22 protein-coding genes are annotated in these 26433 nt (G+C 43.2%); 18 read left to right on the top strand and 4 right to left on the bottom strand.

Annotated features, from left to right (window positions below; all coding sequences use genetic code 11):
* Position 1: 1 nt before the first annotated feature.
* Positions 2 to 1411, bottom strand: coding sequence for a putative basic amino acid antiporter YfcC (gene yfcC / locus J1N51_RS12335; RefSeq protein ID WP_208833428.1), 1410 nt, complete (start codon positions 1409 to 1411; stop codon positions 2 to 4).
* Positions 1412 to 1499: 88 nt separating this feature from the next.
* A complete protein-coding gene (locus J1N51_RS12340; protein ID WP_208831560.1) occupies positions 1500 to 4445 on the bottom strand; it encodes a TonB-dependent receptor domain-containing protein in 2946 nt (981 codons plus the stop codon).
* A gap of 517 nt (positions 4446 to 4962) precedes the next feature.
* On the opposite strand from J1N51_RS12340, the gene J1N51_RS12345 reads away from it, so the two are divergent.
* Positions 4963 to 6831: a type 1 glutamine amidotransferase family protein gene (locus J1N51_RS12345; protein WP_208831561.1), complete on the top strand. Its 1869-nt coding sequence runs from the start codon at positions 4963 to 4965 to the stop codon at positions 6829 to 6831.
* Between the two features lie 37 nt (positions 6832 to 6868).
* Here J1N51_RS12345 and J1N51_RS12350 read toward each other — a convergent pair whose 3' ends face one another.
* A complete protein-coding gene (locus J1N51_RS12350; RefSeq protein WP_208831562.1) occupies positions 6869 to 7615 on the bottom strand; it encodes a tRNA1(Val) (adenine(37)-N6)-methyltransferase in 747 nt (248 codons plus the stop codon).
* 157 nt (positions 7616 to 7772) lie between these two features.
* On the opposite strand from J1N51_RS12350, the gene srmB reads away from it, so the two are divergent.
* From srmB to arfB, 11 genes are all read left to right on the top strand, one after another.
* The gene (gene srmB / locus J1N51_RS12355; protein WP_208831563.1) at positions 7773 to 8996 is read left to right on the top strand and encodes an ATP-dependent RNA helicase SrmB; all 1224 of its coding nucleotides are present in this window, start codon (positions 7773 to 7775) and stop codon (positions 8994 to 8996) included.
* 59 nt (positions 8997 to 9055) lie between these two features.
* Positions 9056 to 9577, top strand: coding sequence for a retropepsin-like aspartic protease family protein (locus J1N51_RS12360; RefSeq protein WP_208831564.1), 522 nt, complete (start codon positions 9056 to 9058; stop codon positions 9575 to 9577).
* A 27-nt stretch (positions 9578 to 9604) separates the two neighbouring features.
* Positions 9605 to 10450: a carboxylating nicotinate-nucleotide diphosphorylase gene (gene nadC / locus J1N51_RS12365; protein ID WP_208831565.1), complete on the top strand. Its 846-nt coding sequence runs from the start codon at positions 9605 to 9607 to the stop codon at positions 10448 to 10450.
* Between the two features lie 529 nt (positions 10451 to 10979).
* The gene (locus J1N51_RS12370) at positions 10980 to 11477 is read left to right on the top strand and encodes a pilin (protein WP_208831566.1); all 498 of its coding nucleotides are present in this window, start codon (positions 10980 to 10982) and stop codon (positions 11475 to 11477) included.
* Between the two features lie 273 nt (positions 11478 to 11750).
* Positions 11751 to 13454 carry a type IV-A pilus assembly ATPase PilB gene (gene pilB / locus J1N51_RS12375; protein WP_208831567.1) on the top strand — a complete coding sequence of 568 codons (1704 nt, stop codon included), beginning with the start codon at positions 11751 to 11753 and terminating at the stop codon, positions 13452 to 13454.
* A gap of 104 nt (positions 13455 to 13558) precedes the next feature.
* Complete coding sequence (locus tag J1N51_RS12380) at positions 13559 to 14794, top strand: type II secretion system F family protein (protein ID WP_208831568.1); 1236 nt, start codon at positions 13559 to 13561, stop codon at positions 14792 to 14794.
* 30 nt (positions 14795 to 14824) lie between these two features.
* Positions 14825 to 15706, top strand: coding sequence for a prepilin peptidase (locus tag J1N51_RS12385; protein ID WP_269802006.1), 882 nt, complete (start codon positions 14825 to 14827; stop codon positions 15704 to 15706).
* Positions 15707 to 15715: 9 nt separating this feature from the next.
* Positions 15716 to 16336, top strand: a complete 621-nt coding sequence (gene coaE / locus J1N51_RS12390) for a dephospho-CoA kinase (RefSeq protein ID WP_208831569.1) — start codon at positions 15716 to 15718, stop codon at positions 16334 to 16336.
* 75 nt (positions 16337 to 16411) lie between these two features.
* Entirely contained in the window at positions 16412 to 17161 is a 750-nt protein-coding gene (locus J1N51_RS12395) for a cell division protein ZapD (protein WP_208831570.1), read from the top strand.
* A gap of 61 nt (positions 17162 to 17222) precedes the next feature.
* Positions 17223 to 17462 (top strand): DNA gyrase inhibitor YacG, encoded by a 240-nt coding sequence (gene yacG / locus J1N51_RS12400; RefSeq protein ID WP_208831571.1) that lies wholly within the window; start codon positions 17223 to 17225, stop codon positions 17460 to 17462.
* Positions 17463 to 17465: 3 nt separating this feature from the next.
* Positions 17466 to 17879: an alternative ribosome rescue aminoacyl-tRNA hydrolase ArfB gene (arfB, locus tag J1N51_RS12405; protein ID WP_208831572.1), complete on the top strand. Its 414-nt coding sequence runs from the start codon at positions 17466 to 17468 to the stop codon at positions 17877 to 17879.
* A gap of 19 nt (positions 17880 to 17898) precedes the next feature.
* Here arfB and J1N51_RS12410 read toward each other — a convergent pair whose 3' ends face one another.
* Positions 17899 to 19323 (bottom strand): hypothetical protein, encoded by a 1425-nt coding sequence (locus J1N51_RS12410; RefSeq protein WP_208831573.1) that lies wholly within the window; start codon positions 19321 to 19323, stop codon positions 17899 to 17901.
* Positions 19324 to 19539: 216 nt separating this feature from the next.
* Here J1N51_RS12410 and ndk point away from each other — a divergent pair, with 216 nt between their 5' ends.
* The 6 genes from ndk to J1N51_RS12440 all read left to right on the top strand — a co-directional run bounded on the left by ndk (position 19540) and on the right by J1N51_RS12440 (position 26368).
* Positions 19540 to 19971, top strand: coding sequence for a nucleoside-diphosphate kinase (gene ndk / locus J1N51_RS12415; RefSeq protein WP_208831574.1), 432 nt, complete (start codon positions 19540 to 19542; stop codon positions 19969 to 19971).
* 177 nt (positions 19972 to 20148) lie between these two features.
* Complete coding sequence (locus J1N51_RS12420; protein WP_208831575.1) at positions 20149 to 21306, top strand: bifunctional tRNA (adenosine(37)-C2)-methyltransferase TrmG/ribosomal RNA large subunit methyltransferase RlmN; 1158 nt, start codon at positions 20149 to 20151, stop codon at positions 21304 to 21306.
* A gap of 34 nt (positions 21307 to 21340) precedes the next feature.
* Positions 21341 to 23293 carry a type IV pilus biogenesis/stability protein PilW gene (pilW, locus tag J1N51_RS12425; RefSeq protein ID WP_208831576.1) on the top strand — a complete coding sequence of 651 codons (1953 nt, stop codon included), beginning with the start codon at positions 21341 to 21343 and terminating at the stop codon, positions 23291 to 23293.
* A gap of 2 nt (positions 23294 to 23295) precedes the next feature.
* On the top strand, positions 23296 to 24426 hold the full coding sequence (locus J1N51_RS12430) for a RodZ domain-containing protein (RefSeq protein WP_208831577.1): 1131 nt from the start codon (positions 23296 to 23298) through the stop codon (positions 24424 to 24426).
* Between the two features lie 11 nt (positions 24427 to 24437).
* Positions 24438 to 25541 (top strand): flavodoxin-dependent (E)-4-hydroxy-3-methylbut-2-enyl-diphosphate synthase, encoded by a 1104-nt coding sequence (gene ispG, locus J1N51_RS12435; RefSeq protein ID WP_208831578.1) that lies wholly within the window; start codon positions 24438 to 24440, stop codon positions 25539 to 25541.
* A 140-nt stretch (positions 25542 to 25681) separates the two neighbouring features.
* Complete coding sequence (locus tag J1N51_RS12440) at positions 25682 to 26368, top strand: peroxiredoxin-like family protein (RefSeq protein ID WP_208831579.1); 687 nt, start codon at positions 25682 to 25684, stop codon at positions 26366 to 26368.
* Positions 26369 to 26433: the final 65 nt, after the last annotated feature.

A 26433-nucleotide genomic window follows, 5' to 3' on the forward strand; every position in this document is an offset into this window, starting at 1 on the left:
TTTATTGATAATTAAAAAAATAGGCGACAAAAATGAACACACTCGCCAACGTGAACAAACCTAACTGAAAACGCCAAATAAATTTAGCCCATTCACCCCAATCCAGTTTGACCACACCTAAGCAGCCAATCAAGCTAGCCGATGTCGGTATGATGATATTAGTTAGGCCATCGCCAAGTTGAAAGGTAAGTACGACAATTTGTCTACTTACAGACAATAGGTCGCCAAGCGGTGCCATCAATGGCATGGTGATAGCGGCTTGGCCTGATCCAGAAGATACAAAAAAGTTAAACAAACTCTGAAAAACAAACATTCCCCAAGCTGCAACACTTTCCGGAACTACCGCAATGGCCGATGCACTGTGGAATAAGAAGGTATTTAACGTTGATGCTTCATTGAGATCGCTACCACCAAGCAATAAGACGATACCTTTCGCCATTGCGACCAGCAAAGCCGCCGGTAATAGTTCTTGTGCGCCTTGGGTAAATGCTCGAGCACTTTGATTAAAGTCTTGATCGCCAAATATTCTTACCATCAGAGCACTGACAATGCCTATGGTAAAAAACTGAGCCGCCAATTCTGGGATATAGTATTGCCTTGCCATGACGCCCCAAATTACCCACACAATACCAACTAAAAACGTGATCAAAACGGCTTTATCTGCAGTTGTTAGGGATGGCAAGGTAAAGTCATTGTCGTTGGTTTGGTTGGTAGTTCGGCTTTGTTTGGCATATCGTGTTGTAAACAACAGACCAAAGGCAGTAAAAACGAGCCAAGCGACCATTCTTAATTCGGCCCCAGAAAACACTGGAATGTCCGCAATGGACTGAGCGATCGCGATACTAAATGGATTCATCCATGATGTGGCGAAGCCAATTTGCGTTGCCACATAGGTCATCAAAACCGTGACCTGAGCGTTGTAACCTAGCTGCTTCATTATGGGTAAGAGGACAATACAAAACGCGATGGCTTCTTCGCCCATCCCAAAAATAGCGCCGCCAAGCGAAAACAAGACAAACATAAGTGGAATAAACAGCCACTCCACCGATTTTGTTCGCTCAATTAGATTTAACACGCCATTGTTAATTGCGCCGGTTTTCATAATGATGCCAAACGCGCCACCGGTGATTAAAATAAAGGCCATTACGCCAATAGTGGCACCAAATTTACTACCGGAGGTCAGCCCTTCAAATAGCACATTGGCAAGCCCAATATTACCTTGTTCGGCGAACAAAGGAGTAGCAGTGTGGGTCTCTGATTGGACATATTGTGACAAGCTAACTTGTTGTGAATCCGCATTGGCCTCAAAGTAGCCAGGCGTTACAAACCAAGTAGCACAATAAGCAATCAGAGCGACACACACCAAAATAACCGAGGCGTCGGGTAAAGCACGAGATTTCGTTTGAGTCATGGTGTCTGTTAAGTTGTTGTGGTTATTAAAAGCGGTCGTTAAAAAGGCGGGAGCAACCATGCCCCCGCTTGTATAAACTCAGCCTGACTTAGAACTGATAGGTTAAGCCAATTCGGTAGGTCGTGCCATAGGCGTTGTGATTGATAGAGTCAAAACCGCGTTGCGAACCATAGAGTTGCGGCGGCTCTTCATCCGTCAAGTTATCAATGCTCATTCGTACTGTAACGTTGCGATTGAGGTCATAACCAGCCGAAAGGTCCCAAATCAACCAACTGTCGACTTGGTGGTTCCCTTCACTGTCCAACACACCAAGAGCGTCAAGCTCGCCCAGTTCTCGGCCTCTTAAGCCTTCAATATCATCTTGATAGCTGTCCGTGTAATTAGCGCTCAAGCTGACGTAATAGTCTGCGGTATCCCAAGTTACACTCGCTCGCGCGATATTTTCAGGGTAACGATAGGTGCCGATGAGCTTTTCGATCGCATCTGAACCAGGTTTGTTGCGCTCAAAACTTAAATAATGAGTGCCGTCGAATCGAACAATCAGGTCGTTGTCATCAAATCTAAAGCGATGATCAAATTTGATATCGACACCCGATAAATCCTGCGTACCTGTGTTTTCTAGGGGTATAACGTGATCGCGATATAAAGGTAGATACAACTCATCGTTGCGAGGTGAGAACTCAGCAATATAGTTGGTCAGAATCTCAGATAGGTTAGCGCCGTCTTGTTCAATGTTTAAGCCACTGTTATCGGTGACTTCACACAAAAACTCTTCGTATGAAATGCCTAACTCGTCTGTACCAACCAAACCGCAATGGCGAAGTGACGCATCAGTCATCGCTCGGTCTAACACAGCCGTCATATTGGTATCGATAACGTCTTCGTGTTCAAACTGCCAATAATCAATCGTCAAATTAGTATCTAAGGTCGGACTCCAGCCAACCCCAAGAGTTAGTGCTTCGGACTCTTCGGCTTGTAAATTAGAGTTGCCTAACTCTAATGAGTTAACACTGATTTCTGTTCCATCGCCCATACAATACAAGTCCGCAACCGCTTGGTTAGCGCCGCAATCAAAGGTTGAACGTGTGGTTCTTAATTTTACTCCAGCTTGAGTTAATGAAGGTGCTCTGAAAGACGTAGACCAAGAGCCTCGCAGAATCAGTGACTCAGTGGGGCGATACGCAAAACCAATTTTGGGATTAAAGGTACTGCCAAAATCACTGAAGTGGTCCAGTCGACCTGCTGCCTGAATTTCAAACTCTTCACTGATTGGAAGGTGGAACTCGGCAAATGCGGCGTACTGAGTACGACTTGCTTCTGATACTGATGAACCAAAGCCAAACACATCCACCAAATAGTCATTGTCAGCTCGGGCGCGGGCGTTAAGAGATGGGATATCCGATAGCTCTTCACGGCGAGCTTCAATACCAAAGGCCGCACCGACAAATCCTCCTGTGAGCTCAAATAAGTCACCGCTGATTTGGGCATCGATGGCATAGACAGTACTCTCACCGTCACGAGTTGGCATTTCTTGGGCTAATGCCAATATAGCATCGTTTTGAGCATCACCGACCAAGAATGGATTGTAAAAATCCAACAGCTCTCCATTAGAACAGTTCAGGTCCCCTCCGCTTAAAGAAGCCGGAGAGCCATCACTGCACAATTCTCCTGTCAGAGCTGCGTGTACTTTGTAGCGATTATAAACTCCGGCAATAGCCGTTTGTTCTGATTTACTTTGCGATAACGTGATACCTGTTTGCCAATACCAATTGTTGATTTCACCTTCTAAAGAAGAAACCAAACGCATGCTGTCCGTTTTGACTTCAACAGTACGAGGATCGTTAAACCGAGCGTCAAAACCAAACCCCCAAACCTCTCGGCCAGAGAGCGTGTCAAATGGGTCAATATAAAGTTGGTCTAACAAAGGATTTGAGCCGTCTTGCTCGTCATAAATAAACAGCGCATCTTCAAGTACAAAAGGACCATCACTGTCATCTAGTTGATTAATTGGCGACGGCGAAGAGTAGGCTTTAGACTTGGTTGTACTGAAGAAAAAGTCGGTCGCCCATTTCACGTCATCAATAACGACATTGTGCATAAAGCCAGTAGAAAAGCTTTCAAACGGCGTCTCTAAATAATCGTCTTCATTGCCGTAATATGCACAGATCATTTCACCGTATTCAGTTTCGACCAATTCGGTTTTACAGCCCGGTGCTGGGAGTTCATTACCGTCAACCGAACTAAAGTAAAAAATGTTAGGTGTGTTTTCTAATTTAGGGAGGTAAGAGTAAGAGTTTTGTAACGGGGCATTAGCCGTGTAGTCTCGGTCGGTTGCTTTAAACGCGTTACGATCATAATAATCAGCAAAGACTGTGAGCTGTCCATCACCCACTTTAGTGCCGTAGATAACGTTGAGTTGTTTTTTACTCTCGTCATGATCATCTACACTGTCAGCAAATGACACGTTGATTTCGGCCCCTTCGTAATCTTCTTTTAAGATGTAGTTAATGACACCAGCCACTGCGTCGGCACCATAAATCGCGGATGATCCCGTTGCTAGCACCTCTATTTTTTCGATAGCGGCAAGAGGAATGGAATTCACGTCGACAAAGTTTTCGGTTCCTGCCGCAAATGCACTCGGTGCTACGCGGCGTCCGTTCACTAAAGTCAATGTTGACGCTGGCCCCATTCCTCGTAAGCTTGCCGCCGCTTGTCCTGCTGGCGTAGAGTTCGATGTGCCGCCACTTTCAGAGGTCGAAAATGTACCGTTACCACCTTTGAGTTGAGAAAGGTTGCGAAGCAGCTCGTGAATCGTGTTGGCACCCGAGCGTTCAATTGCTTCACTGTCAATGACGGTGAGCGGTTGCGTACCCTCAATATCAACCCCTTTAATACGAGAACCTGTTACTTTTATTTTCTCAATAGTTTCAGAGTTTTCAGTTAAATTTGGGTCATCAAATGGCGCTGCAATGATGGACGGAGTGGTCGCTATAACCGCACTGACAGCGGTCGCTGTTAATAACTTACGATACATAATATTCACCTTGTTATAGTCGTTTTTGGTGATGAGTACGAGCGACAGCTAAAGCCTATAGGCGCAACAATTCGATCTAGCGAATAGACACACTTGTCCGCAAAACGCACTCTGATTGTGTTAGAAAATTTGTAAGGGGGTTAGCTGATCTGACGAAGCACAAACCCTTGCTGAGGAAGCAAGTGGCTTATTCGTCGAACCACTCCGATAAGTAGAACGGCGAATAGAAATACGTAGTCAGCGCAATGGCGTTTTTATACATTTCTATACCTTGTTTTTGACAGGTTTTGGCTAGGGTGATAGCCTACTTTCGTTTTTTAGTCGCTTAATTTTATAGCAGTCTCGGTTTTTGACTGCAATACCTTTTCTAATTTTTTTATGAGTAATTATCATGCGACTAAAGAATAAATGGTCAGTGTGCCACTCGAGAGAAATGGCACTGTATCCCTTGATATATCTAGTTTTTCAAGTCTTGTTTGTCCCGCTTTTATCAGTAAATAAAAATCTAAAAAATAATATGAAAATAAATCCCGAAAAAAATTTGTTTGGGTTGCTTTTTAGCCTGTTTTTCTTGAGTTTTTCGGTTGCTACGTATGCAAAAAATGAAACAAATTCATACCAAATGCTCATCGGCGGCTCGCTAAAAACCTGCTCAAGTTATTCGTTAAAGCAATGCCTCAAAACCGAAAATGCTTCAATCTCTGCTGCTTTAAAATCGGGCAAAAAAGACAGGCAGTTTCAGTTTAGCCACGGTGCTCTCGTGCGAATTGAAACGCAATGGCCGCTAAGCTTGTATTTGCATGATCAAGTAGAGCCGGGGAAATCCCAAGTGTTAACTGCACTCAAGAAGATCAAACCAAGCAGCAAAGTGTTGTCACGCTATGACGTACTCGATGAGTTTGAAAAGGTCGCGCCCACGTTACTCGATTCGTTGTCAGATAGAGCCTATTACTTTGTGTTAGACCAACTAGAAATAATGGTCGTGAATACCGAACTTGCAGGCCAACAAAATCAGCGCAATAAAGAAGTCGTTTTTTCTGAATTGAGCAAAGAAGCGGGAAGCCGCGAAATCTTAGCCGTGATCCAAGCGGTCGCTAAAAGTAGCAGCAAAAAGCGAATATTTTCTATCACTGCGTCAAGTCGTGATCCATACGAGTCAGCTGACTTTTATCAAGGGTTATTCGATACGCCGACACTTAATGAATATCAAGTTGTAAGTGAGTGGTTACCTCTGACGCCGGCGCTGGCAAAAGCGGTAAAGGGTAATAACTGTGACAAGCTCGACGACTATCGTCAGCAACAAGGTACCTTCAACCGCGAGCAAGTTTATCCAGATTTGACTCAGGCCGAACATGCACTTTGTAAGCTCGGTATTGAAGGTATCAAAACTAAGTTACAAAGTGCCAGTGTGGTTATGTTGAACGGTGGTGATCAAAGTCTGACTCGACAGGTGTTTTTTGATGATCAAGGTAAAGCATATCCATGGTTGGAAGACTTGTTAGGTGTCCATATGCTGGTGGGGACTAGTGCCGGAACCGCGGTACAAAGTGGCGGTGAAAACCTTATGGGTAGAGTACCTATGATCACCAATGGCAATAGCTTACAAGCTCTAAAAACCGGCGCACATTCAACGCCTGCTCCAAGCGCACGTTGCCAAGATGCTATTAACGCACAACAAGGTTTAACACATGACGCCAATGAGGCTCAAATAGATTCAGCGTGCTCAAGCCCATTACACCCAGACTCATTGACTTACTTGGCTGCGGGCGGGCTTGGTAGCTTTAAATTTGGTGTGCTGGATACTCATTTTAGTGAGCGCAACCGAGCAGCCCGTCTGTTTACTTTGTTGGCTGAGACCAATCAACGACTGGGTTTTGGCGTTGACGAAACAAGTGCATTGTTGGTGGCCAATTCTGGCAATGGCCAAGCAGCAGAAGTAGCAGTGTTGGGTAAATCGGGCGTTGCGGTGATAGAGCCGATTCTTTCGGGCTCTTCAAGTGACGCTGGAACTGCTCAAAACGATTCGTTTTATTATTCTTATTGGCCTTCAGGTGCAAAAGCAAACTTGTCACTCGAGCAAGGCATTGTCGACGTGAGTCATCAGCAGGCGGTTAAAGAAAAACTCCGTCTTAGCTTGCCCACTGAGTTACCACCTCGGTTTGAAGATATACTGACTAACGGTAAGTTACGCAGCTTAACTCAAGTTATGTGTATGACGAACAAGACCTCTTCTGAAGGGATACAAAGAGACGGCCTGACGACTTGGCAACTGTCTTTTGAAAAAACACCAGAGACACGTTTCACCTTATATTCGGTCGAAAAAAACCGCTGCGCGATTGAGCGTTTAAAAATCACCGTCAACAAACTAAAACTACGCTTTGGCTGATTAAGCTATGGGTAAAACAAGGCTCATATCGAAATACCTAAAGTTTTAAGTAAAACTCGTTAGTGATGGCTGCAAAACTTGGATGAAAGTGGCCTTCGCTATCCCTGATGATGAGTTGAGAGTTGGGCGTGTCTAAATTCTCTGAGGTTAGTACCTTTGTCACATGTTTGTATCGTACCAAAAGTCGGTTGGGTGTTTTTGTTGGGTTGTGTTGTAACGAGATTATACTTGTTTTGGCTAGGCCTACATTAACCGCACATAAATCAAAACGTTTTGCCTCTTCAATTGGCAGAATTAATTCAAAGTGACCATCCTCGGCCAAATGACGTTTTACAGTCTCGGACAAGCTTTCAAAAGACAAACTATCGTTGTGGCGAGCACGGTCTCTTGCTTGATCTGGACTATTCAATGAATTGCTGAAATAGGGGGGATTACAAATAATATGCTCGAATTTGGTAGCGTTGTTTTCAGGTGTTTGACTCCAGTCATTGACGTCGGTCGTTATCACCGAAATCATGTCAGACCAAGGACTATTCTCAACATTAAACCTAGCTTGTTGGGCCGCTGCAGGGTCAAGTTCTAATGCGATAATCTTGATTTGCTGATTTTGGGTTAGCAGCTCTCTACGGTTCTGTGAATAGCGCTGCGCTAGCATCAAAGCTAACAGTCCTGTCCCTGTACCAATGTCTAAAATGCGAGTCAAACCCAAATCACTCTCATCACATTTAGTATTAACTAGCTCTGCCCAAGCGCCCAAAGCGACACCGTCGGTGCTGACTTTCATGCCACACTTATCGTGCCAAAGGCTAAATTGTTTAAATTTGAAGTGACTAGATTGAGGACCTGACAAACTAACGCTATCCGTTCGAGGTGAATTTCAGCTATAATAGCAAATCTTATTTTGTCCCCAAGACTTTAGTGTTTAATTACTTGGAAAACCCATGTCATTTAGTGAATTTGATTTAGATCGTCGTTTAGAAAAAGGTATTAGTTCTTTAGGTTACAAAAAGCCGACCCGTGTTCAGCAGTCTGCTATTCCTGAAGCACTCGACGGTTTAGATATATTGGCGAGCGCACCAACAGGAACGGGTAAAACCGCCGCTTTTTTGATCCCTGCCATTCAATACCTATTAGACTTTCCTCGTAATGCACCGGGTTTCGCTCGTGTGTTAGTACTTGCTCCTACTCGTGAGCTTGCATATCAAATTCACGAAGTGGCTGAAGCACTGTGTTCGTCAACAGATTTAAAAATTGGCGTGATCACTGGTGGTATCAACTACGGTAGCCACAAAGACATTTTAGAAAAGAATAACGACATCTTAATTTCGACGCCAGGCCGTCTTTTAGAATACATGGACGCAGAGAGTTTTCACTGTGAAAACGTTGAAATTTTGGTATTGGACGAAGCTGACCGCATGTTGGACATGGGCTTTAGAAGCTTCATGACGCGCATCGCAGAAGAATCGCGTAACCGTAAACAAACCATGCTATTCAGTGCGACCTTAGAAGGCCGCGGGATCATCGAGTTTTCACAAGGCGTTTTGACCGAAGCTGCTCGCATTGACGAAGACGCACCGCGTCGTGAACGTGGCAAAATTGTTCAGTGGACCCATTTAGCAGACGATTACGATCACAAATTCGCCCAGCTATTGCACTATTTACAGTCTGAGGACGTACAAAAATCTATCGTGTTTGTGAAGACGCGTGAGCGTTTAGACCAGCTTGTGCAACGCTTACAGGGCCACGAAATTTACGCGACTTACTTGCAAGGTGAAATGCCGCAAGACAGACGCATGAAAGCCATTGATAAAATGAAAAATGGCCGCAGTAAGGTGTTAGTCGCTACTGATGTTGCAGCTCGAGGCTTAGACATCACCGACATCACTCACGTGTTTAACTTTGATATGCCGCGTACTGCTGATGTTTATGTACACCGTATTGGCCGTACCGCTCGTGCAGGGGCGAAGGGCTACGCTGTGAGCTTTGTTGAAGCGCACGATATGGGCATTCTTAAGAAGATAGAAAGTTACACTAAACAAACATTCAAACACCGTAAAATCAAAGGATTAGAACCTAAGCACAAAGAGGCTAAGGTACCGGTGAAAAAGAAAAAACCACACAAGAAAAAATTGGCCAAAGCAAAAGCGAAAAAATCCAAAAAATAACAACAAGGATTTAACGCAAGCACAGGGCAATAAGAATACAAAAGTGCGAAGAGGTAAACATGAGCAGTGACAATGTAAAAATAGGAAAGCGCTTTGCGTATATCTTTTGGATACTATTGATGATGATCATGTTTGCGTTTTTTTCGAATCAATTAGAGCTGCAAGACAACCCAAATCAGCGCCCAGAGAGTTTTGTTGATGGCAGCGAGACGGTTTTAATTTTAAAACAAAATCGCAAAGGTCATTACGTCACAAACGGTTATATAAATGGTCAAGAAGTGGTGTTTTTACTTGATACAGGGGCGACGGACGTCGCAATTCCAAGACAAGTCGCAGACCGTTTATTGTTAAACCAAGGCGCGCCAGTACGAGTCAGTACCGCAAACGGTGTCGCAACAGCCTATCGCACATCCATCAATGAATTGGAAATAGGTAAGCTGTCACTACAAAATGTGCGTGCAACCATAGTGCCGGGAATGCCAGGTGAACAAGTGTTGCTTGGAATGAGTGCCTTGCGTCAAGTCTCGTTTAGCCAAACGGGCAATGAACTAACGATTAGATTTAATCGTTTTGATTATTAAAAAAATACCAAGAAGTAGGAAAGTGTCATGTATCAATCTTTGATCCCAACTCAAGTTTCTCAAGCGTTGGCTGAAGATTTAAATCAACAAGGTGCCGAGGCTGACATCACAGCACAACTTATCCCAGCCGACAGACAGGCTAGTGGACGTGTTATCACTCGAGAAGATGCGGTGATTTGTGGATTGGAGTGGGTTATTGAGACATGTAAACAAGTCAGCCCGGACATTAATGTTGAACTAAAGGTCAAAGACGGAGACGCAGTAAAAGCCAATGACACTTTGTTTACGTTTAAAGGTCCTGCCAGAGCCATTTTGACAGCAGAACGCACTGCACTTAACTTCTTACAAACATTATCTGCTACCGCGACATCAACGGCTAAATACGTGGCTGAAGTTCGTGCTTTAGGCAGCACGACCAATATCTTGGATACGCGAAAAACCATTCCTGGGTTGCGCTTTGCACAAAAATACGCAGTAAAATGTGGTGGCGGGCAAAACCACCGTATTGGTTTATTTGACGCCTACCTTATAAAAGAAAACCACATCCAAGCCGCAGGTGGCATCACGCAAGCGGTGAGCAAGGCGCAAGAGTTAAACCCAGGCAAGCCGATTGAAGTTGAAGTAGAGAGCCTCGACGAGCTGCAACAAGCCATTGATGCGGGCGCTAATATCGTCATGCTAGACAACTTTAGTGTTGAACAAACTCAACAAGCCGTCGAACTAGCTAATGGCCGAGTAAAACTAGAAGCATCCGGCAATATGGACGGTGACAAGTTTAAAGCTTACGCAGTACTTAACGTAGATTACATTTCGATTGGTGGTTTAACTAAGCATGTTCAAGCGATTGATCTCTCTATGAGATTCGATGCTTAATAAGTCTTTATTACACTTTATTAACCCTTTTTTACCCCTTTTATTACCCATTAAGCCTCCACAAATTCACTATTGAAGTGGCGCTTTGGCGCCACTTTTTCAAACTCCCGTTCACGCCTTGATTGCTCGTTAAAATTGGCTACATTAATTGTTAATTAATTTAATACTCTCGGTATCGCTTATTAAAGTTTAATACGTGTTCGCCGATACACATTGGCGCTAGGTAATGAGCCTAAATGTAGAATTAGAAAGCGAATTAGGGCTTGCAATCGATTACCGAAATGGTGTAAAAATCACAAGTGGCTGTTTTTCGTATTCAGCGTTATTCAATGGATTTAAATATAAGCTGTTGAAGTATATGCGAAATCTAAAAACTGTCGGATAAATTGTCAGTGTCCAAAGTTAAGACGGATTGCTTGTTTTTAACGACGAAATTGATTACCAAGCAGTAATTAATTTCGAAATGGTCACAATGGAATAAATTTAAAACTACAACAATTTCATGAAAATACATATCAGGAGTATGAATATGAAAAACCGTCAACAAAAGGGTTTCACCCTTATTGAATTAATGATCGTAATCGCGATCATCGGTATCTTGGCATCAGTAGCGGTTCCACAGTACCAGACTTATACATTACGTACAGAAGCAACAACTTCTGTCGCAGCTAGTATGCGTCCAGTGCAAAATGCTATTTCAGAGTTTGCAGCATTAAATAATGCACTTCCTTCTGATACTGATGATTTGGCTTCTGTTGGCTTTGTTGATTCATCAGGTACTAAATTTACTGCTTTGACAGACTTAGGTGGTTCTGGTGATATTCAAAAGATTGCGTTAGCTGCTCCTTCTGCTACATCTGGAGATGCAACTCAGGAGATGACAGTTACATTTACAAATGGTGCAGATGAGCCAGCTGAATTTGCAGGTAAAACTGTGATTATCACAGCAACGCTAGCGAGCGGTGTTGTGTCTTATGAAGTAACAGGTGGCACTCTTGCTGCTCAATACCGTCCACGTATTGGTTAATATAAAGTGACCATTATGGTAAAGGCCACTTTTAGTGGCCTTTTTTGTATTTAGCTCTCTCTAAAGTGGCCTATACCTACTCCTCCTTAATACTAAAAAAATTCACCTCGTGCTCTAACCTTTTTTGATCCGACTCCCCCTAAACAATCCCCACCCAAATCCCGACCTGATTTTTGCAAAATAGCACCAAGTTTCATTAACAAACGGTTGCCTATACGTCTTAATGTCTCCATAATCTTTATTAATAATAATCAGGATTAGTTTATTGGATTTATGCCGTATACGTATAAAGGTGCGCTGTTACGCCAGCTCGTGAGCCATCAACTCATATCGGACGATGATGTTGAAAAGGTCAAAAACAACCGCAGTAATTACCATTCCATGGCCGAGACCTTGGTTGCGGAAAATGTGATTTCGCCAGAAAACCTTGTGCTCTTTGCTAGTCAGCGCTTTGGCGTGCCTAGGTTTGACATCACTCAGTTTGACCTATCGCAAATCCCTGAAGACGTCAAAAACGAAAAACTGATCACCAAACACCAAGTTTTACCTGTTGGCAAAAAAGGCCGAACGCTATTTTTGGCCACCAGTGATCCCTCTGATATTTCAGCTCAAGAAGACTTCGAATTTAATACCGGTTTGCAAACTGAGTTCTTAGTTTGTGAGCCAGGTAAATTGTCGGACATGATCCACAAAGCGTTTTCTTCGATGGAAGAAGGCTTAGGCGTTGATGAATCTGACATGATGGAGCTGGCCGACTTAGAAACTGAGTCGATGGACAACAACCAAGATGCACCAGATGAGTCGGACAAAGACGACGCCCCTATTGTTGTTTATATCAATAAAATTTTAATGGACGCGATTCGTCGTGGTGCTTCGGATTTACACTTTGAGCCTTACGAAAAAGAATACCGGATCCGCTTCCGAGTCGATGGTATTTTAACTGAAGTTGCTAAGCCGCCATCGGCACTCTCTGGTCGTTTAGCAGCTCGTATAAAAGTTATTTCTAATCTCGATATTGCCGAAAAGCGCAAACCACAAGATGGTCGCATCAAACTTAAGATCTCAGCTAAAAAGTCGATAGACTTTCGTGTCAGTACATTGCCGACGATTTGGGGTGAAAAAGTCGTAATGCGTATCTTGGACTCGTCTAGTGCCATGTTGGGCATTGATGTGTTGGGTTACGAAGAAGAGCAGAAAAAGCTCTATATGGAAGCGTTAGCTCAGCCACAGGGAATGATTTTGGTTACCGGTCCGACAGGTTCTGGTAAAACCGTTTCATTGTATACCGGCTTGAATATCCTCAATACCCCAGAGCGCAACATAAGTACCGCCGAAGATCCTGTAGAAATTAACTTAGCCGGTATCAACCAAGTTCAAATGAACAACAAGGCGGGGTTGGACTTCGCTTCGGCACTTAAAGCTTTCCTTCGTCAGGATCCGGACATCATCATGGTGGGTGAGATCCGTGACTTAGAAACCGCCGAAATTTCTATCAAAGCGGCGCAGACAGGTCACTTAGTATTGTCTACTCTGCATACTAACTCAGCTGCTGAAACCCTAACTCGTTTGGCCAATATGGGTGTTCCATCCTATAACATAGCCAGTTCGGTATCGCTGATCATCGCTCAGCGACTTGCTCGTCGACTTTGCTCTAAATGTAAAGAGCCAGAGAAAGACTTGCCTGAAGAAGCGTTACTACAAGAAGGTTTTACCGCAGAGCAAATTTCGTCTATGACTTTGTTTAAGCCTGTGGGCTGTAACGACTGTACTGGTGGTTATAAAGGTCGTGTCGGTATTTATGAAGTGTTAAAACTCAGTGAAGAAATGCGCGGTATTATCATGGAAGGCGGCAACTCGTTGGATATTGCGCAACAAGCTGAAAAAGAAGGCATGAATAACCTGCGTAAGTCAGGCCTGTTAAAGGCGGCCGCAGGTATGACAAGCCTTGCAGAAGTAAACCGTGTTACAACATCTTAATTTGTCTTAATACGTCTTAATAAGGTAGTTGCGCAAGACAAGTTAAAACCAAGGCCCTAGAGCCAGGAAAAATACTAGGAACAAAACTAGGAAAAAAACAAAATATGGCGGCGGATAATAAAGCTAAAGCAATAAAAAAACAGATCGCATTTGTTTACGAGGGATTGAACCGTCGAGGCGGTAAAATAAAAGGCGAAATTTATGCAACGTCGCCAACCGAAGCTAAGGGTAACCTCAAGAAACAAGGTATTACACCGACCAAAGTTAGGAAAAAACCAACGCCGCTATTTGGTAGTGGTAGTAAGCCTATCGATAGTAAAGATATTGCGGTTTTAACGCGCCAAATCGCCACTATGTTGACTGCAGGTGTACCTTTGGTGCAATCACTAGATATGATTGCCAAAGGCGCAGAAAAAGAATCTATGCAAAAAATGGTGACTGACGTTTTGGTTCAGGTCCAGGCAGGCTCAACGGTCGCCGATGCGTTTCGCTCTCAGCCTAAATATTTTGACGAGTTGTATTGTGATCTAGTTGAATCAGGTGAAAAGTCAGGTGCACTTGATGGTATCTTCGACCGAATCGCCCTTTATAAAGAAAAATCAGAAGCCCTAAAATCTAAGATCAAAAAAGCCATGACCTACCCGATCGCGATTTTGGTTATCGCGTCTATCGTTGTTGGTATTTTGTTGATTTATGTTATTCCGTCTTTCGAAGACATCTTTTCTAGTTTTGGTGCCGAACTACCGGCGCCGACCCAAGTTGCCATCAATGCTTCAAAAGTGGCCCAAGAATATTGGATGTGGGTCGTGGGTGCGATTGGTGTTGGTGTCTTTTTGTTTAAACGCGCCTTACGAACCAATAAGAAGTTTGCCGATTCGATGGATGCTCTACTTCTTAAGGCTCCGATTGTTGGTAATATCGTGAACAAAGGGGCGATTGCTCGATACGCTCGAACTCTCTCGACCACTTTTGCTGCAGGTGTGCCATTACATGAGGCATTGAACTCAGCAGCTGGTGCGTCAGGCAATGCCGTTTACAAACGTGCAATTTCAGAAATTAAGGCCGATGTATCCGCCGGTAACTTGATGCATGTGGCAATGCGAACAACTAATTTATTTCCCGATATGGTGACTCAAATGGTTGCCATCGGTGAAGAATCTGGTGCGCTTGATACCATGTTAGAGCGTGTCGCCAATGTTTACGAACAAGAAGTGGACGACGCGGTCGATGGCATTTCGGCGTTGATCGAACCAATCATGATGTCGTTTTTGGGCGTTGTTGTTGGTGGTCTCATCGTTGTTATGTACTTGCCTATCTTCCAGATGGGTAACGCGGTTTAATGATAAGTAAAAATTAGAACCTAGAGATTTATGTTTGATCAGTTTTTTATATTAATGGCGGAATCTTCCGCCTTTTTTATCACTATAGTGACTCTGTTATCGCTGCTCGTTGGTAGCTTTTTGAATGTAGTGATTTATCGTGTTCCGGTAATGATGGAGCGAGAGTGGGATTGTGAATGTCGAGAGTTTTTGGCGGATGAATTAAAGCCAACAAAAGATGCAACAAAAGAAACGTTCAACCTTGTAAAGCCTGACTCACACTGCCCCAAATGTCATGCTGCGGTTAAACCTTGGCAAAACATCCCTATCTTTAGTTACCTATTTTTAAAAGGTAAATGTGGCTCGTGCCAAACGCCTATTTCTATTCGTTATCCAGCCATTGAAGCTTTAACAGCGCTAGCCTCAGCCATTGTGGCTGTGAAGTTTGGTTACTCGCTGCAAACTTTAGTTTTAGTCCCGCTTACTTGGGTGTTTATTTGTCTGATCTTTATCGACATAGATAAAATGCTACTTCCCGATCAGCTTACCCAACCTTTATTGTGGTTTGTTCTTCTTGCCTCAGTCTGGGGGGTATTTTTGACGCCTAAATATACAATCATAGGTGCCGCAGCAGGTTACTTGAGTTTGTGGTCTGTGTATTGGTTATTCAAGATCGTGACCGGCAAAGAGGGCATGGGTTATGGTGACTTTAAATTAATGGCGATTGTCGGTGCGGTTGTTGGGGCGGTTAAATTGCCTATGGTGGTTTTGTTGTCGTCTCTTGTTGGCGCTGTTATTGGTATTAGTTTGATGGTGTTTGGTGACAAAACTCGCAATACCCAAATCCCGTTTGGCCCTTACATTGCCATTGCAGGCTGGTTAACCATGCTCTGGGGAGATGCAATGCTCAACTGGTACATGGCATTTTTATAAGAGTGGTAGATGACGGATTCTAAAAATTCAAAGCGTTTAATTATAGGTCTTACGGGCGGCATTGGCTCAGGTAAAACTGCGGCGACGGATTTATTTGCCGCGCAAGGCATAGATATTGTTGACGCAGATATTGTTGCAAGGCAGGTAGTAACTCCTGGCGCGCCAGCACTTGAGTCGATAAAAGCCGAATTTGGTGATGAGTACATTGATGCAGAAGGGCATTTAAATCGAGCCAAACTAAGAGCGCTAGTGTTCTCTGACGAGAGTGCCAAGCAGAAATTAAATGCAATCATGCAACCGGCGATTCGCACTGAACTTCTCGACCAACTCAATCAAGCAAAGTCACCGTACGTAATATTGTCTGCGCCATTGTTATTAGAAAATGGCTTAGAGTCATACTGTCAGCGAGTCTTAGTAGTGGACGTACCTGAAGCACTACAGGTGCAACGAGCGACTAACCGTGATAGTGTTAACGAAGAACAGATTAAGTCCATTATTAGCAGTCAAATTGACCGTCCAACTAGGCTGACCAAGGCGGACGATGTGATTGATAACTCGGGCTCTTTATCAGAGTTAAAAATTCAAGTTAATCAATTGCATAAGAAATATTTGACACTGGCCGATGGTTAAATCATATTGGAACAATTAATCGCCAATGTTTGGTGTGGATACCGAGAAGAAGAATAACAAAAAGAAACCATCGTCATGAATCCAGTTGTCTACGAACATCCGCTGAATGAAAAAACTCGACTGCTAATGCGGTTAGAGTTGTTATTTGATCAGTTGTCGATACACAAAGACATGACGGATGACCGAAACATCCAACCGTTTTTCTCTACCTTATATTCCACAATTGAAGTGTTAGAACGCAACGATATTCGCGGCACCTTAGCGTTTTATTTAGATCTACTTGAAAAAAGCATGCTTCGCTGGTCTTCTCACCCCGACATTCACAATGATTCTTTGCAAAAAAACCTTCAAGAAACAGTAAAACTGCAAGGTCAGATTTCAAAAATGAGTAAAGCCTGCCAAATTCTTAAAGAAGATAAGTTTTTGGCGAGTCTAAGACAGAGATTTGGTATTGCTGGTGGTACTTGTGATTTTGATTTACCGCAGTTTCACTTTTGGCGTCTTAAGCCACTTGCTGAACGTCAAGATGATATTCAAGCTTGGTTAACTATATTAGCGCCACTTCAACAAGCCCTAAACTTTTCGATGTTATTTATCAGAGAGTCTGCTGAGTTTGCCGAGCGCGATGCGCCAAATGGTTTTTTCCAGGGCAGTTGTGCAGATACGGTATCGTTACTGAGAGTTAAATATGATGTAGACAGTGGAGTATTCCCAACCATCAGTGGCAGTAACCGCCGTTTTGCAATCAGCTTTATGCGTCCAGATAAAAGTGCGGTAAAAACGTCAGTGAATGATACAATCCCCTTTGAACTAGCGACTTGCTAGTTGCGTATTCAGGGTTACACTCCTTTCTTTTTTGTATCGTTATTAAATAATGGTGTTTTTTATGTCTGATAAATCAACGACAACTGTTAAATGTCCGACTTGCGAAACTGATGTAGTTTGGCAACCTGAGTCTGAGTTTCGCCCATTTTGTAGCAAACGCTGCCAGCTCATTGATTTAGGTGAATGGGCTAACGAGTCTAACCGCATTCCTGAATCGCCATCGGCTTCTTCAATGTCAGAGTCAGAGATTGATCAAATTGAGCGTTTATTAGAAGCGCGTCAGCAAGATTACTTTAACTAAGTCATGATCGAGATCTCTAACACAGTTTCACTTGACGAAGATGAGGTTGAGCTGGTCGCTATAAGAGCGCAAGGCGCCGGTGGTCAAAACGTTAATAAAGTATCGTCAGCAATCCACTTAAGGTTTGATATTCAAGCGTCAAGTTTGCCTGAATTTTATAAATCTAGGTTGATGGACCTGAAAGACAAGCGCTTGACAAAAGATGGCGTGATTATCATCAAAGCTCAGCAGCACCGTACTCAACAACAAAATCGAGACGAAGCGATCGTCAGGTTAGTTGAGCTGATTAAAGATGCAACTAAGGTTCAGGCTGTTCGCAAGCCAACAAAACCAACAAAGTCGTCACAGCGACGTAGGCTGGACAATAAAACTAAGCGCAGTCAGATCAAACAAAACCGAGGCAAAGTGGACTTTTAATACTCGCGTTGATTAACTTTTAATTGCGGCGGGTGTTGTTGTCACGACGCCAAAATGACTTTTGGTTAATGTCCATTTCCCAATCTTCAGCTGGGTTCCAGAAAAACCCTTTGGGGAATTGTTTTTTGAAATAGTCACTGCCAAAGTCAGAGTTTTTACGGGCTTCTTCATTTAATAAATTATAGGCGTAGGTCACTTCAGTTTGGCTGTGATCTTCGTACTTAACTTGGCGTTTAGTGGTTTGTTTCACTAAAGCAGAGTCTGACTTGGCAGGGTTTAACCCTATGACCACACCTTTTTCCGGGGCGTTGGTTTCTTTGGAAATAAAGTAAATACCCGTCCCCATTGGAAACTTGCCCACCATTTTCATAAAGGTTTTAGTATAAGGCGGGTAAATTACCCCTTTTTCGATACCGCTTTTCATAATGTCATAGGCTTTATAGACCAAGCTGTAGTTGTGTCTGGATTTGGTCGACATTAAAAACGAAGCGTAAATCATAGGAATACGTAAGATGTTCCCCAGCGCATGCTGTGACTTTACGTAATTAGTCAAAATAGAATCGACTAGATCGTAACGAGCGACGGCTCGCTGATAATCTTCAGGTCGAGTTTCATTGAATAAATTTTTATCCGGTTCACCGAGACCGTATTTTAAATAGTCTCTAGAGCTCTTGTAGATGATATCAATTAGCTTCTTTCGCTCTTCTTCATCGAGAAGGCGATAGCGGTTGCCGCGATATATCTCTTCGGCATTTAAGCTATAGCTGCCTAGTTGGTGAATCAGTGCCGCAAACACAATAGGTCGCAACACTTCACTTTTGTAGACTTCTAGTTTCTCTGGCTCGTAGACGTCTTCTTTTGGGTTGTCCTCGGAAGGAACTTTCTCCGGTACATAATCAACGACTTGTGGTTCAGAGAGCTGCTTTTCGTCGTTGAGGCGCTCCAGAAGCTTTAACGCAAGGGCCGCGATATAAATAGGTTTGTTTTTTTCGTTACTGGCACATCGAGCTTGGTCGTTTGGCAACGGGGCACGCAATACCATAGTAGTGATAAAGCGATTGGCATCCCGCTCTTTTAGGGTTTGTTCGATAATCGTATCTGCCATTTCGGTCAACATACGGTTGCGACGTTTGTAGCCACCAATGATTTTGGGCTCAATATGATCCAAGCGTTCTTGGGCTGTGGACGAAAGTAGTTTTAACTCTTTTAAGTATTTTTCAGTGTCGTCTTGGTCTTTAATTTTTGGGTAGAAGCCATTGGTTTCTTTGAACGCTAGGATGGTTTCAATTTGTTTATTGATTTCTTTGGTGCGCTGCGTTTCTTTCTCAAAAATTAAATAAGTTTCTTCAAAATCGCGAAAAAAAGACACGGCGTCGCTCACCAAATCCAGATATTGCGCCTTTAAAGATTTTAAAATGTCGGTGATGAGCAACTGCTGATTCATGAAAAAACTCTTAAAAGTATTTTAAAATTAATTGGTTAAAACGAATGAGTGTAGGGCTTTTAGGAAACTTTCGCCACTTTCTACAAGCTAAAACTGTCGACATTATGTTATTCAATGATAAATATAAGCAAACATATTTTTTTTCATAAAGTTCTAGTATAATCCGCGCCCAGAAATTGAATCCTTAATATTAATCTTGAAAATTGGAGTTTAACCATGGCGTTAGAACGTACTTTTTCTATCATCAAGCCTGATGCAGTTGCTAAAAATGTAATCGGCGCAATCTACAACCGTTTCGAATCTGCGGGCCTACGCATCGTAGCTTCAAAAATGGTTCACCTTTCACAAGAGCAAGCTGAAGGCTTCTACGCTGAACACAAAGAGCGTCCTTTCTTCGGTGCTTTAGTTTCTTTCATGACTTCTGGTCCAGTTATGGTTCAGGTTTTAGAAGGTGAAAACGCAGTTGCTAAAAACCGTGAAATCATGGGTGCAACTAACCCAGCTGAAGCGCTAGCTGGTACACTACGTGCTGACTACGCAGAGTCAATCGACGAGAATGCAGTACACGGTTCTGACGCTCCTGAGTCAGCTGCTCGTGAAATCGCATACTTCTTCTCTGCTGACGAATTATGTGACCGTACTCGTTAATTTTAACGATTACTGAGTTATTCTTAAAAAGGACTTTAGCTTGCTAAGGTCCTTTTTATATTTTTGCTTTGTGTCTTTAAGGCAACTTAACGCCCATTTGAAGGATGCAAAGCAAAAATAAAATGTACGCGTGTAACAACGCATCTTTAAACGATACAAGCTACATAGAGGTAAAGTATGTCTGCAGAAATCATCACTCCTGCTGTTGAAGCACAGCCCGTCAAAAAAGTTAACCTTTTAGATTACGACCGCAAAGCGTTGCGCCAGTTTTTTAAAGACGAATTAGGCGAAAAGCCATTTAGAGCTGACCAAGCCATCAAGTGGATTTATCAAATGGGTCAAACTGATTTTTCAGAAATGACCAACTTTTCAAAAGTCCTACGAGCTAAATTAGCCGAGAAGTGTGAAGTGCGCGCGCCTGAGATCAGCGTTCGCCAAGTGTCTTCTGATGGCACAATTAAATACGCTATGTTGTTAGAAGGCGGTCAAGAAGTTGAAGCGGTTTGGATCCCTGATGGTGACCGTAAAACCCTTTGTGTATCTTCACAAGTTGGCTGTGCCCTTGAATGTACTTTTTGTTCAACCGCTCAACAAGGTTTTAACCGCAACTTGTCAGTTGGTGAAATCATCGGCCAAGTTTGGCGTGTTGCGCAGGATATAGGCTGGGATGGGTTATCGACTAACCGTCCGGTTACAAACGTTGTAATGATGGGCATGGGTGAGCCGCTTCTAAATGTTAAAAACGTCGTACCAGCAATGGAGCTGATGATGGACGACTTTGCGTTTGGTTTATCAAAGCGCCGCGTAACATTGAGTACATCTGGTGTTGTACCTGCACTAGACATGCTAAAAGAAAAAATCGATGTCGCATTAGCGATTTCACTTCACGCACCAAACGACGAACTGCGTGACATCTTGGTACCGATTAACAAAAAGTACAACATCGAAGAGTTTTTAGCGTCATGTCGTCGATATATTGATGGTTCGACTGCGAACAAAGAAATCACTATCGAGTACGTTATGCTTAATGGTATTAACGACTCAATGGATCAAGCTCGCGAGCTAGCGCAGACATTACGTGGCACACCATCAAAAATTAACCTGATCCCATGGAACCCGTTCCCGGGTGCACCATACGAAAAATCGTCAAATAGCCGTGTTGACCGATTTGCTAAAGTACTCCAAGAAGAAGGTTACACTTGTATCGTTCGTCGTACTCGCGGAGACGACATTGACGCGGCCTGTGGCCAGTTAGTTGGTGACGTTGTTGACCGTACTAAGCGAATGTTAAAAAAACAGATGAAAGGTGATTCAATATCAGTCAAAATGGTTTAGATAGGCATCAATAACTAACAAAAAGAAGTGAGTTATGGGACGAATTCTAATTGTGCTGATAAGTGCTGTGTTAATCACAGCCTGTGTTACGGAAAAAACATTTGTAGACTCGAAGAAACAAGTACGTAGCTTTGAGTTTGACCGAACGGAAGCCGCTCGTACACGGTTGATTTTGGGATTGAGTTATCTTGAAAACAACAAATACGAGCAAGCCAAATTTAACTTGGAAAAAGCGTTAGAATTTGCGCCTACCCGAGCTGATGTCAATTACAGCTTAGGTTACTACTATCAAATGGTCGGTGAAATGGACATTGCCGAAACCTACTATTTAAAAGCCATAGACTTTGAACCTAACAACCCTGATACCCATAACAACTACGGTACGTTTTTGTGTAATGTGGGCCAGCTAGATAAAGCGGCGGGTTATTTCAAAAAAGCCATTTCTATTTCAAAGTACACACGCGCCGCTGATAGCTATGAAAACTTAGCCATCTGTGCGTTATCTAACGACGAAATTTTACAAGCACAAGAGTATTTCGAGCTTTCGTACAAGCACAATCCTGGACGACCTAACAATCTGTTGTCTTTGGCTGGTATCAAATACGCAACAGGTGACATAGTCGCTGCATTGGATTTTTATAGTCGTTATATGCGCATTTCTCAGCCTGGTCCTCGTGCCTTGTTACTGGGTTATATTTTAGAAGAAAAACGCGGTCGATTGACTCAAGCTAATAAGTATTTAGATCAATTGGTACAAACCTTCCCGAATAGCCGTGAAGCGTTATATGTGACCAGCAAAACCATCATTAATAGTGAATTTGAGCAGCTACGCTTGAAGTATCAGTCTAAGCGAAATAGTCCACAGATCCGCATTACGCGCAAAACGGCCACCTCAAATGAGAATCAGCCAAGTCGTGTAACCCAAAGCACGTCTTTGGTAAAAAAAGAGCAACAAGTGGATGACACCGAGCGCGAGCTGCGCAACCAAAACTTACGTGAAAACCAACGTACTTCTGGAGGCTTAGTGCTTCCTGCCACGGTTGCTACTGCGGTCAGTGAGTACGCGTCAAAAGCTGAGTTTGTGCAGGATGTCAAAGACAAAGTGGAGATGTTTTCAAAGCCTCTAACGGATACTGAAAAGGCTAAGATCCCAGAGCTAATTCAGTCGACGGTCGCGATTGAAAAAGAACAGCCTTTACCTGAAGAAAAAGTGCTAGTCTCGCCAATTAAAAACGCGGTTCTTGTTAATGATCGGGCTTCAACCCAAAACAACCGTGTATATTTACAACCTTCACCACAGGGTCTTATCGCACCGACGTACAAAATTCAAAAAGGCGACAACTTGTATCGAATTTCTCTTAAGTTCAATATTAAGGTGTCAACTTTAGCCAAATGGAATGGCTTGAATGATAAAGACATGGTTGTTGGCCACACTATTTACGTCGCTCAGCCTGAGCCTTATATGACACTAAACGCTGATAAAATGGTGTCTGACGTTGCTCGTGAAGAAGGTGTGAGCTTACAAACGTTGTTGCGTTGGAATAACTTGGAGCAAGACGGCTGGCTTAAAGAAGGCACGGAAATTTTAATGTCTGATCCGGATTTGTATACCACCAAAGAGCAACAAGCTAAGTATCAAAACCTAGGTGAACCTCTTGCAGTTACTCTTAGGGATGTAAACATTCCGACTCATACCGTAAAAGCGGGTGAGTTTTTGTATAAAATTTCTAGCCGTTATAACGTTAAGTTAGAAACCTTAATGAAGTGGAACAATTTAACTCAAAAATCGAAGCTTCAAATCGGTCAATCTTTATTCGTAGCCGATCCCGATATCTATTTTACAGTACCAAAACTGCAGTCCATTTCCGAAGTAGCCAGCAACCTTGATGTTGACGTTGCTGAACTAAAGCGCTGGAACCAAATCGATCGCGATGGGGTTGTTACAGCAGGGACTAAATTATTAAAAGTTAATCCGGAGCAGTATTAACAATGTCAGAGCAATCACCTCAGGAACAAGCAGAACACAACACGGAACAACCGACGCCAGAGTTTAGCAGCGGACAGATTTTGGCGAATGCTCGACAGTCTTTAGGCATTTCTTTAGAAGACTTGTCTGAACAAATTCGTGTGCCTTTAAAAGTACTTCAACAAATCGAAGCTGATGATTTGCCGACAAATTTACCAGAGACCTTTGTCCGTGGTTATATTCGCTCTTATGCGAAAAAAGTGGGCGTCGATGAGCATGCGGTGTTAAAAGAAGTAGAAACCATGGGTGCAAGCAAAGTTGATGCAATGGAAATGCACTCATTTTCTAAACGCAGCAAACGCAAGCGTACAGAACGTCGATTGACGATTATTTCGTGGGGTATCGTTGCCATTTTGGCCATCGCGCTTGTTGCTTGGTGGGTTCAAACCAAAGGTTCAGAAATGTTTGGTTCGACAAGTTCTACTAATAATGAGTTGCCAGTAGCGACGGCCACGGCCGAGCCAACAGGTACAGAGGAAAACACAGAAGAGTTACAATCACCAAAGGCACAGCTAGATGTTGCTGGTGAGCGAGTAATAGCTGAAACAACAAACGCTGATGTGACTAACAGCACAGTGTCTCAAGCTGCTGATAAATCAACACCGCCACAAACTCAGCAAGCACGTGAGTCGCAACTAAACACTCAAACTGTAGAGCAACAGAACTCAGAGTCACCGACAACACAAAGTGCTGTACCAACACAAAATGTGGCAACCAATGGCAGTGAGTCTACTCAGACGACTGAAGTTGATACGGACGGTGATACTCCTAAACAACAAGCACCAATTGTTCTTAGTGACGCGGAGAAACGCTTGTTGGCCGACAATGGTGAAGTAGATGAATCGGACTTCATCAAGGTTGAATTTGAATTTGAAAACGATTGTTGGGTCGAAGTATACGACGCTTTTGATGAGCGTATCGCAATCGGAAATAAAAACGCTGGATATGTAATGACATTAAACGCTCAAGGCCCATTTAGAGTATTATTAGGTAATCCAGATGGCGTGCGAATTTGGGTGAATGGCAACCCGTTCGACATGTCTGACCTGCCGAAAAATCGCGTAGCGCGATTTGAAGTTGACGCAAACCTGTAAAGAGAAAGATCATGTTTGGTGAAAACCCAATAAAAAGACGTAAATCAACTCAAGTTATGGTTGGTAATGTTCCGGTTGGTGGCGATGCCCCAATTGCGGTTCAATCCATGACAAACACAAAGACGACTGACGTTGAAGCGACCGTCGCACAAATTAAACGCATTCAAGATGCTGGTGCCGATATTGTTCGCGTGTCGGTACCGACGATGGACGCAGCTGAAGCATTTAAAGAAATTAAAAAGCAAGTAACGATACCTTTAGTTGCTGATATTCACTTTGATTATCGCATCGCGCTTAAAGTTGCCGAATACGGTGTTGACTGTTTGCGTATTAACCCAGGCAATATTGGAAACGAAGAACGCATCAAAGCGGTTATCGACGTAGCCAAAGAAAAGAATATCCCAATTCGCATAGGTGTTAACGGTGGCTCATTGGAAAAAGATATCCAAGAGAAATACCACGAGCCGACACCAGAAGCGCTGGTTGAATCAGCAATGCGTCACGTAGAGATCCTTCAGCGTCATGATTTTCACAACTTTAAAGTCAGTGTAAAAGCATCAGATGTTCACTTGGCCGTCGGTGCGTATCGTTTGTTAGCGCAAAAGATTGAGCAGCCACTGCACTTAGGTATTACTGAAGCGGGCGGATTCCGCTCGGGCGCAGTCAAGTCAGCGGTCGGTTTAGGAATGCTCCTTGCTGAGGGCATTGGTGATACGATTCGAATTTCACTTGCTGCTGATCCTGTTGAAGAAGTTAAAGTTGGCTTTGATATCCTTAAGTCACTAGGCATCCGCTCTCGCGGTATCAACTTTATCGCTTGCCCAAGTTGTTCTCGTCAAGAGTTTGATGTGGTTAACACCATGAACCAGCTTGAAGAACGTCTAGAGGACGTTGTAGAGCCAATTACAGTGTCAGTCATTGGTTGTGTTGTAAACGGCCCAGGCGAAGCCTTAATCTCTGATATTGGCCTTGCTGGTGCCAATAAGCGCAGTGGTTTTTATATCAATGGTCAACGCCAGAAAAAGCGTATTGATAATGATGACGTTGTAGAGCAGCTCGAGTCAGAAATCAGAACGTTTATTGCTAATCGAATTCCTGCGGAAAATATCGATTAACGCTCTGCTAAACAAAACTAAATTAAACAGAACAAACGGCCTGATTATTCGGGCCGTTTTTTTTATGTCTTTGAAATTATTTTGGGTGCACTAGGGTCTAGTACAGTAGATTGTTAAGAAACAAAAAAAATAGAGGAAATATGAATCCAGTAAAGATTGTTTTAGTGAGTTTTGCCTTGTTGTTAGGCTCAATTGCACTACCTTCGTCAGCATCAAACATTCAAACCGACGCCAATGGCATCGCTGAATCTGCGTTTGAAGTATCACCCATTTTACCTGGTATGAAGATACCGAATACGCAAATCGAAGATAAGTTTAAAAAGCCTATTCAAACGGCAGAGTTATTCGCTAAAAAGCCAACTATTTTAGTTGTTTATCGCGGTGGCTGGTGTCCATATTGCAATGCTCAGCTCAACGGGTTGAAGAAAATTGAGAAGTCGGTCGAGTTTTTGGGATTTCAAATGATCGCTATCTCACCTGACAGCAACAAAAACATCCAAGAACAACAGTCGCGTGAAGACATCTCATATACCTTGCTTGCCGATCCTAAAATGGAGTTGGCAAAGAACATGGGGCTGGCATTTTTCTTAGACAAAAAAACAGAAGCTATGTACCGCGACAGACTGGGCGTTCCATTTGTTGATGTAACGGGTGAAGAGCGTGTTGCGCTTCCTGTTCCTGCGGTTTACATCATAGACCAACAAGGTATGGTGCATTTTCAGTATGTTAACCCTAACTACGATGTTCGACTAAGTGAAGAGTTGTTGTACAAAGCAGCATCCGAGACGATGAAAGCGATAAACGAAAAAGCGATCAAGTCGTCATAAGTTTTGGCCACTTTCCGGCATACAAAAAGGCCCAAGCGTATTTAGCTTGGGCCTTTTCTTTTTTC

The organism is Psychrosphaera ytuae (genome assembly GCF_017638545.1).
Classification (GTDB): Bacteria; Pseudomonadota; Gammaproteobacteria; order Enterobacterales; family Alteromonadaceae; genus Psychrosphaera; species Psychrosphaera ytuae.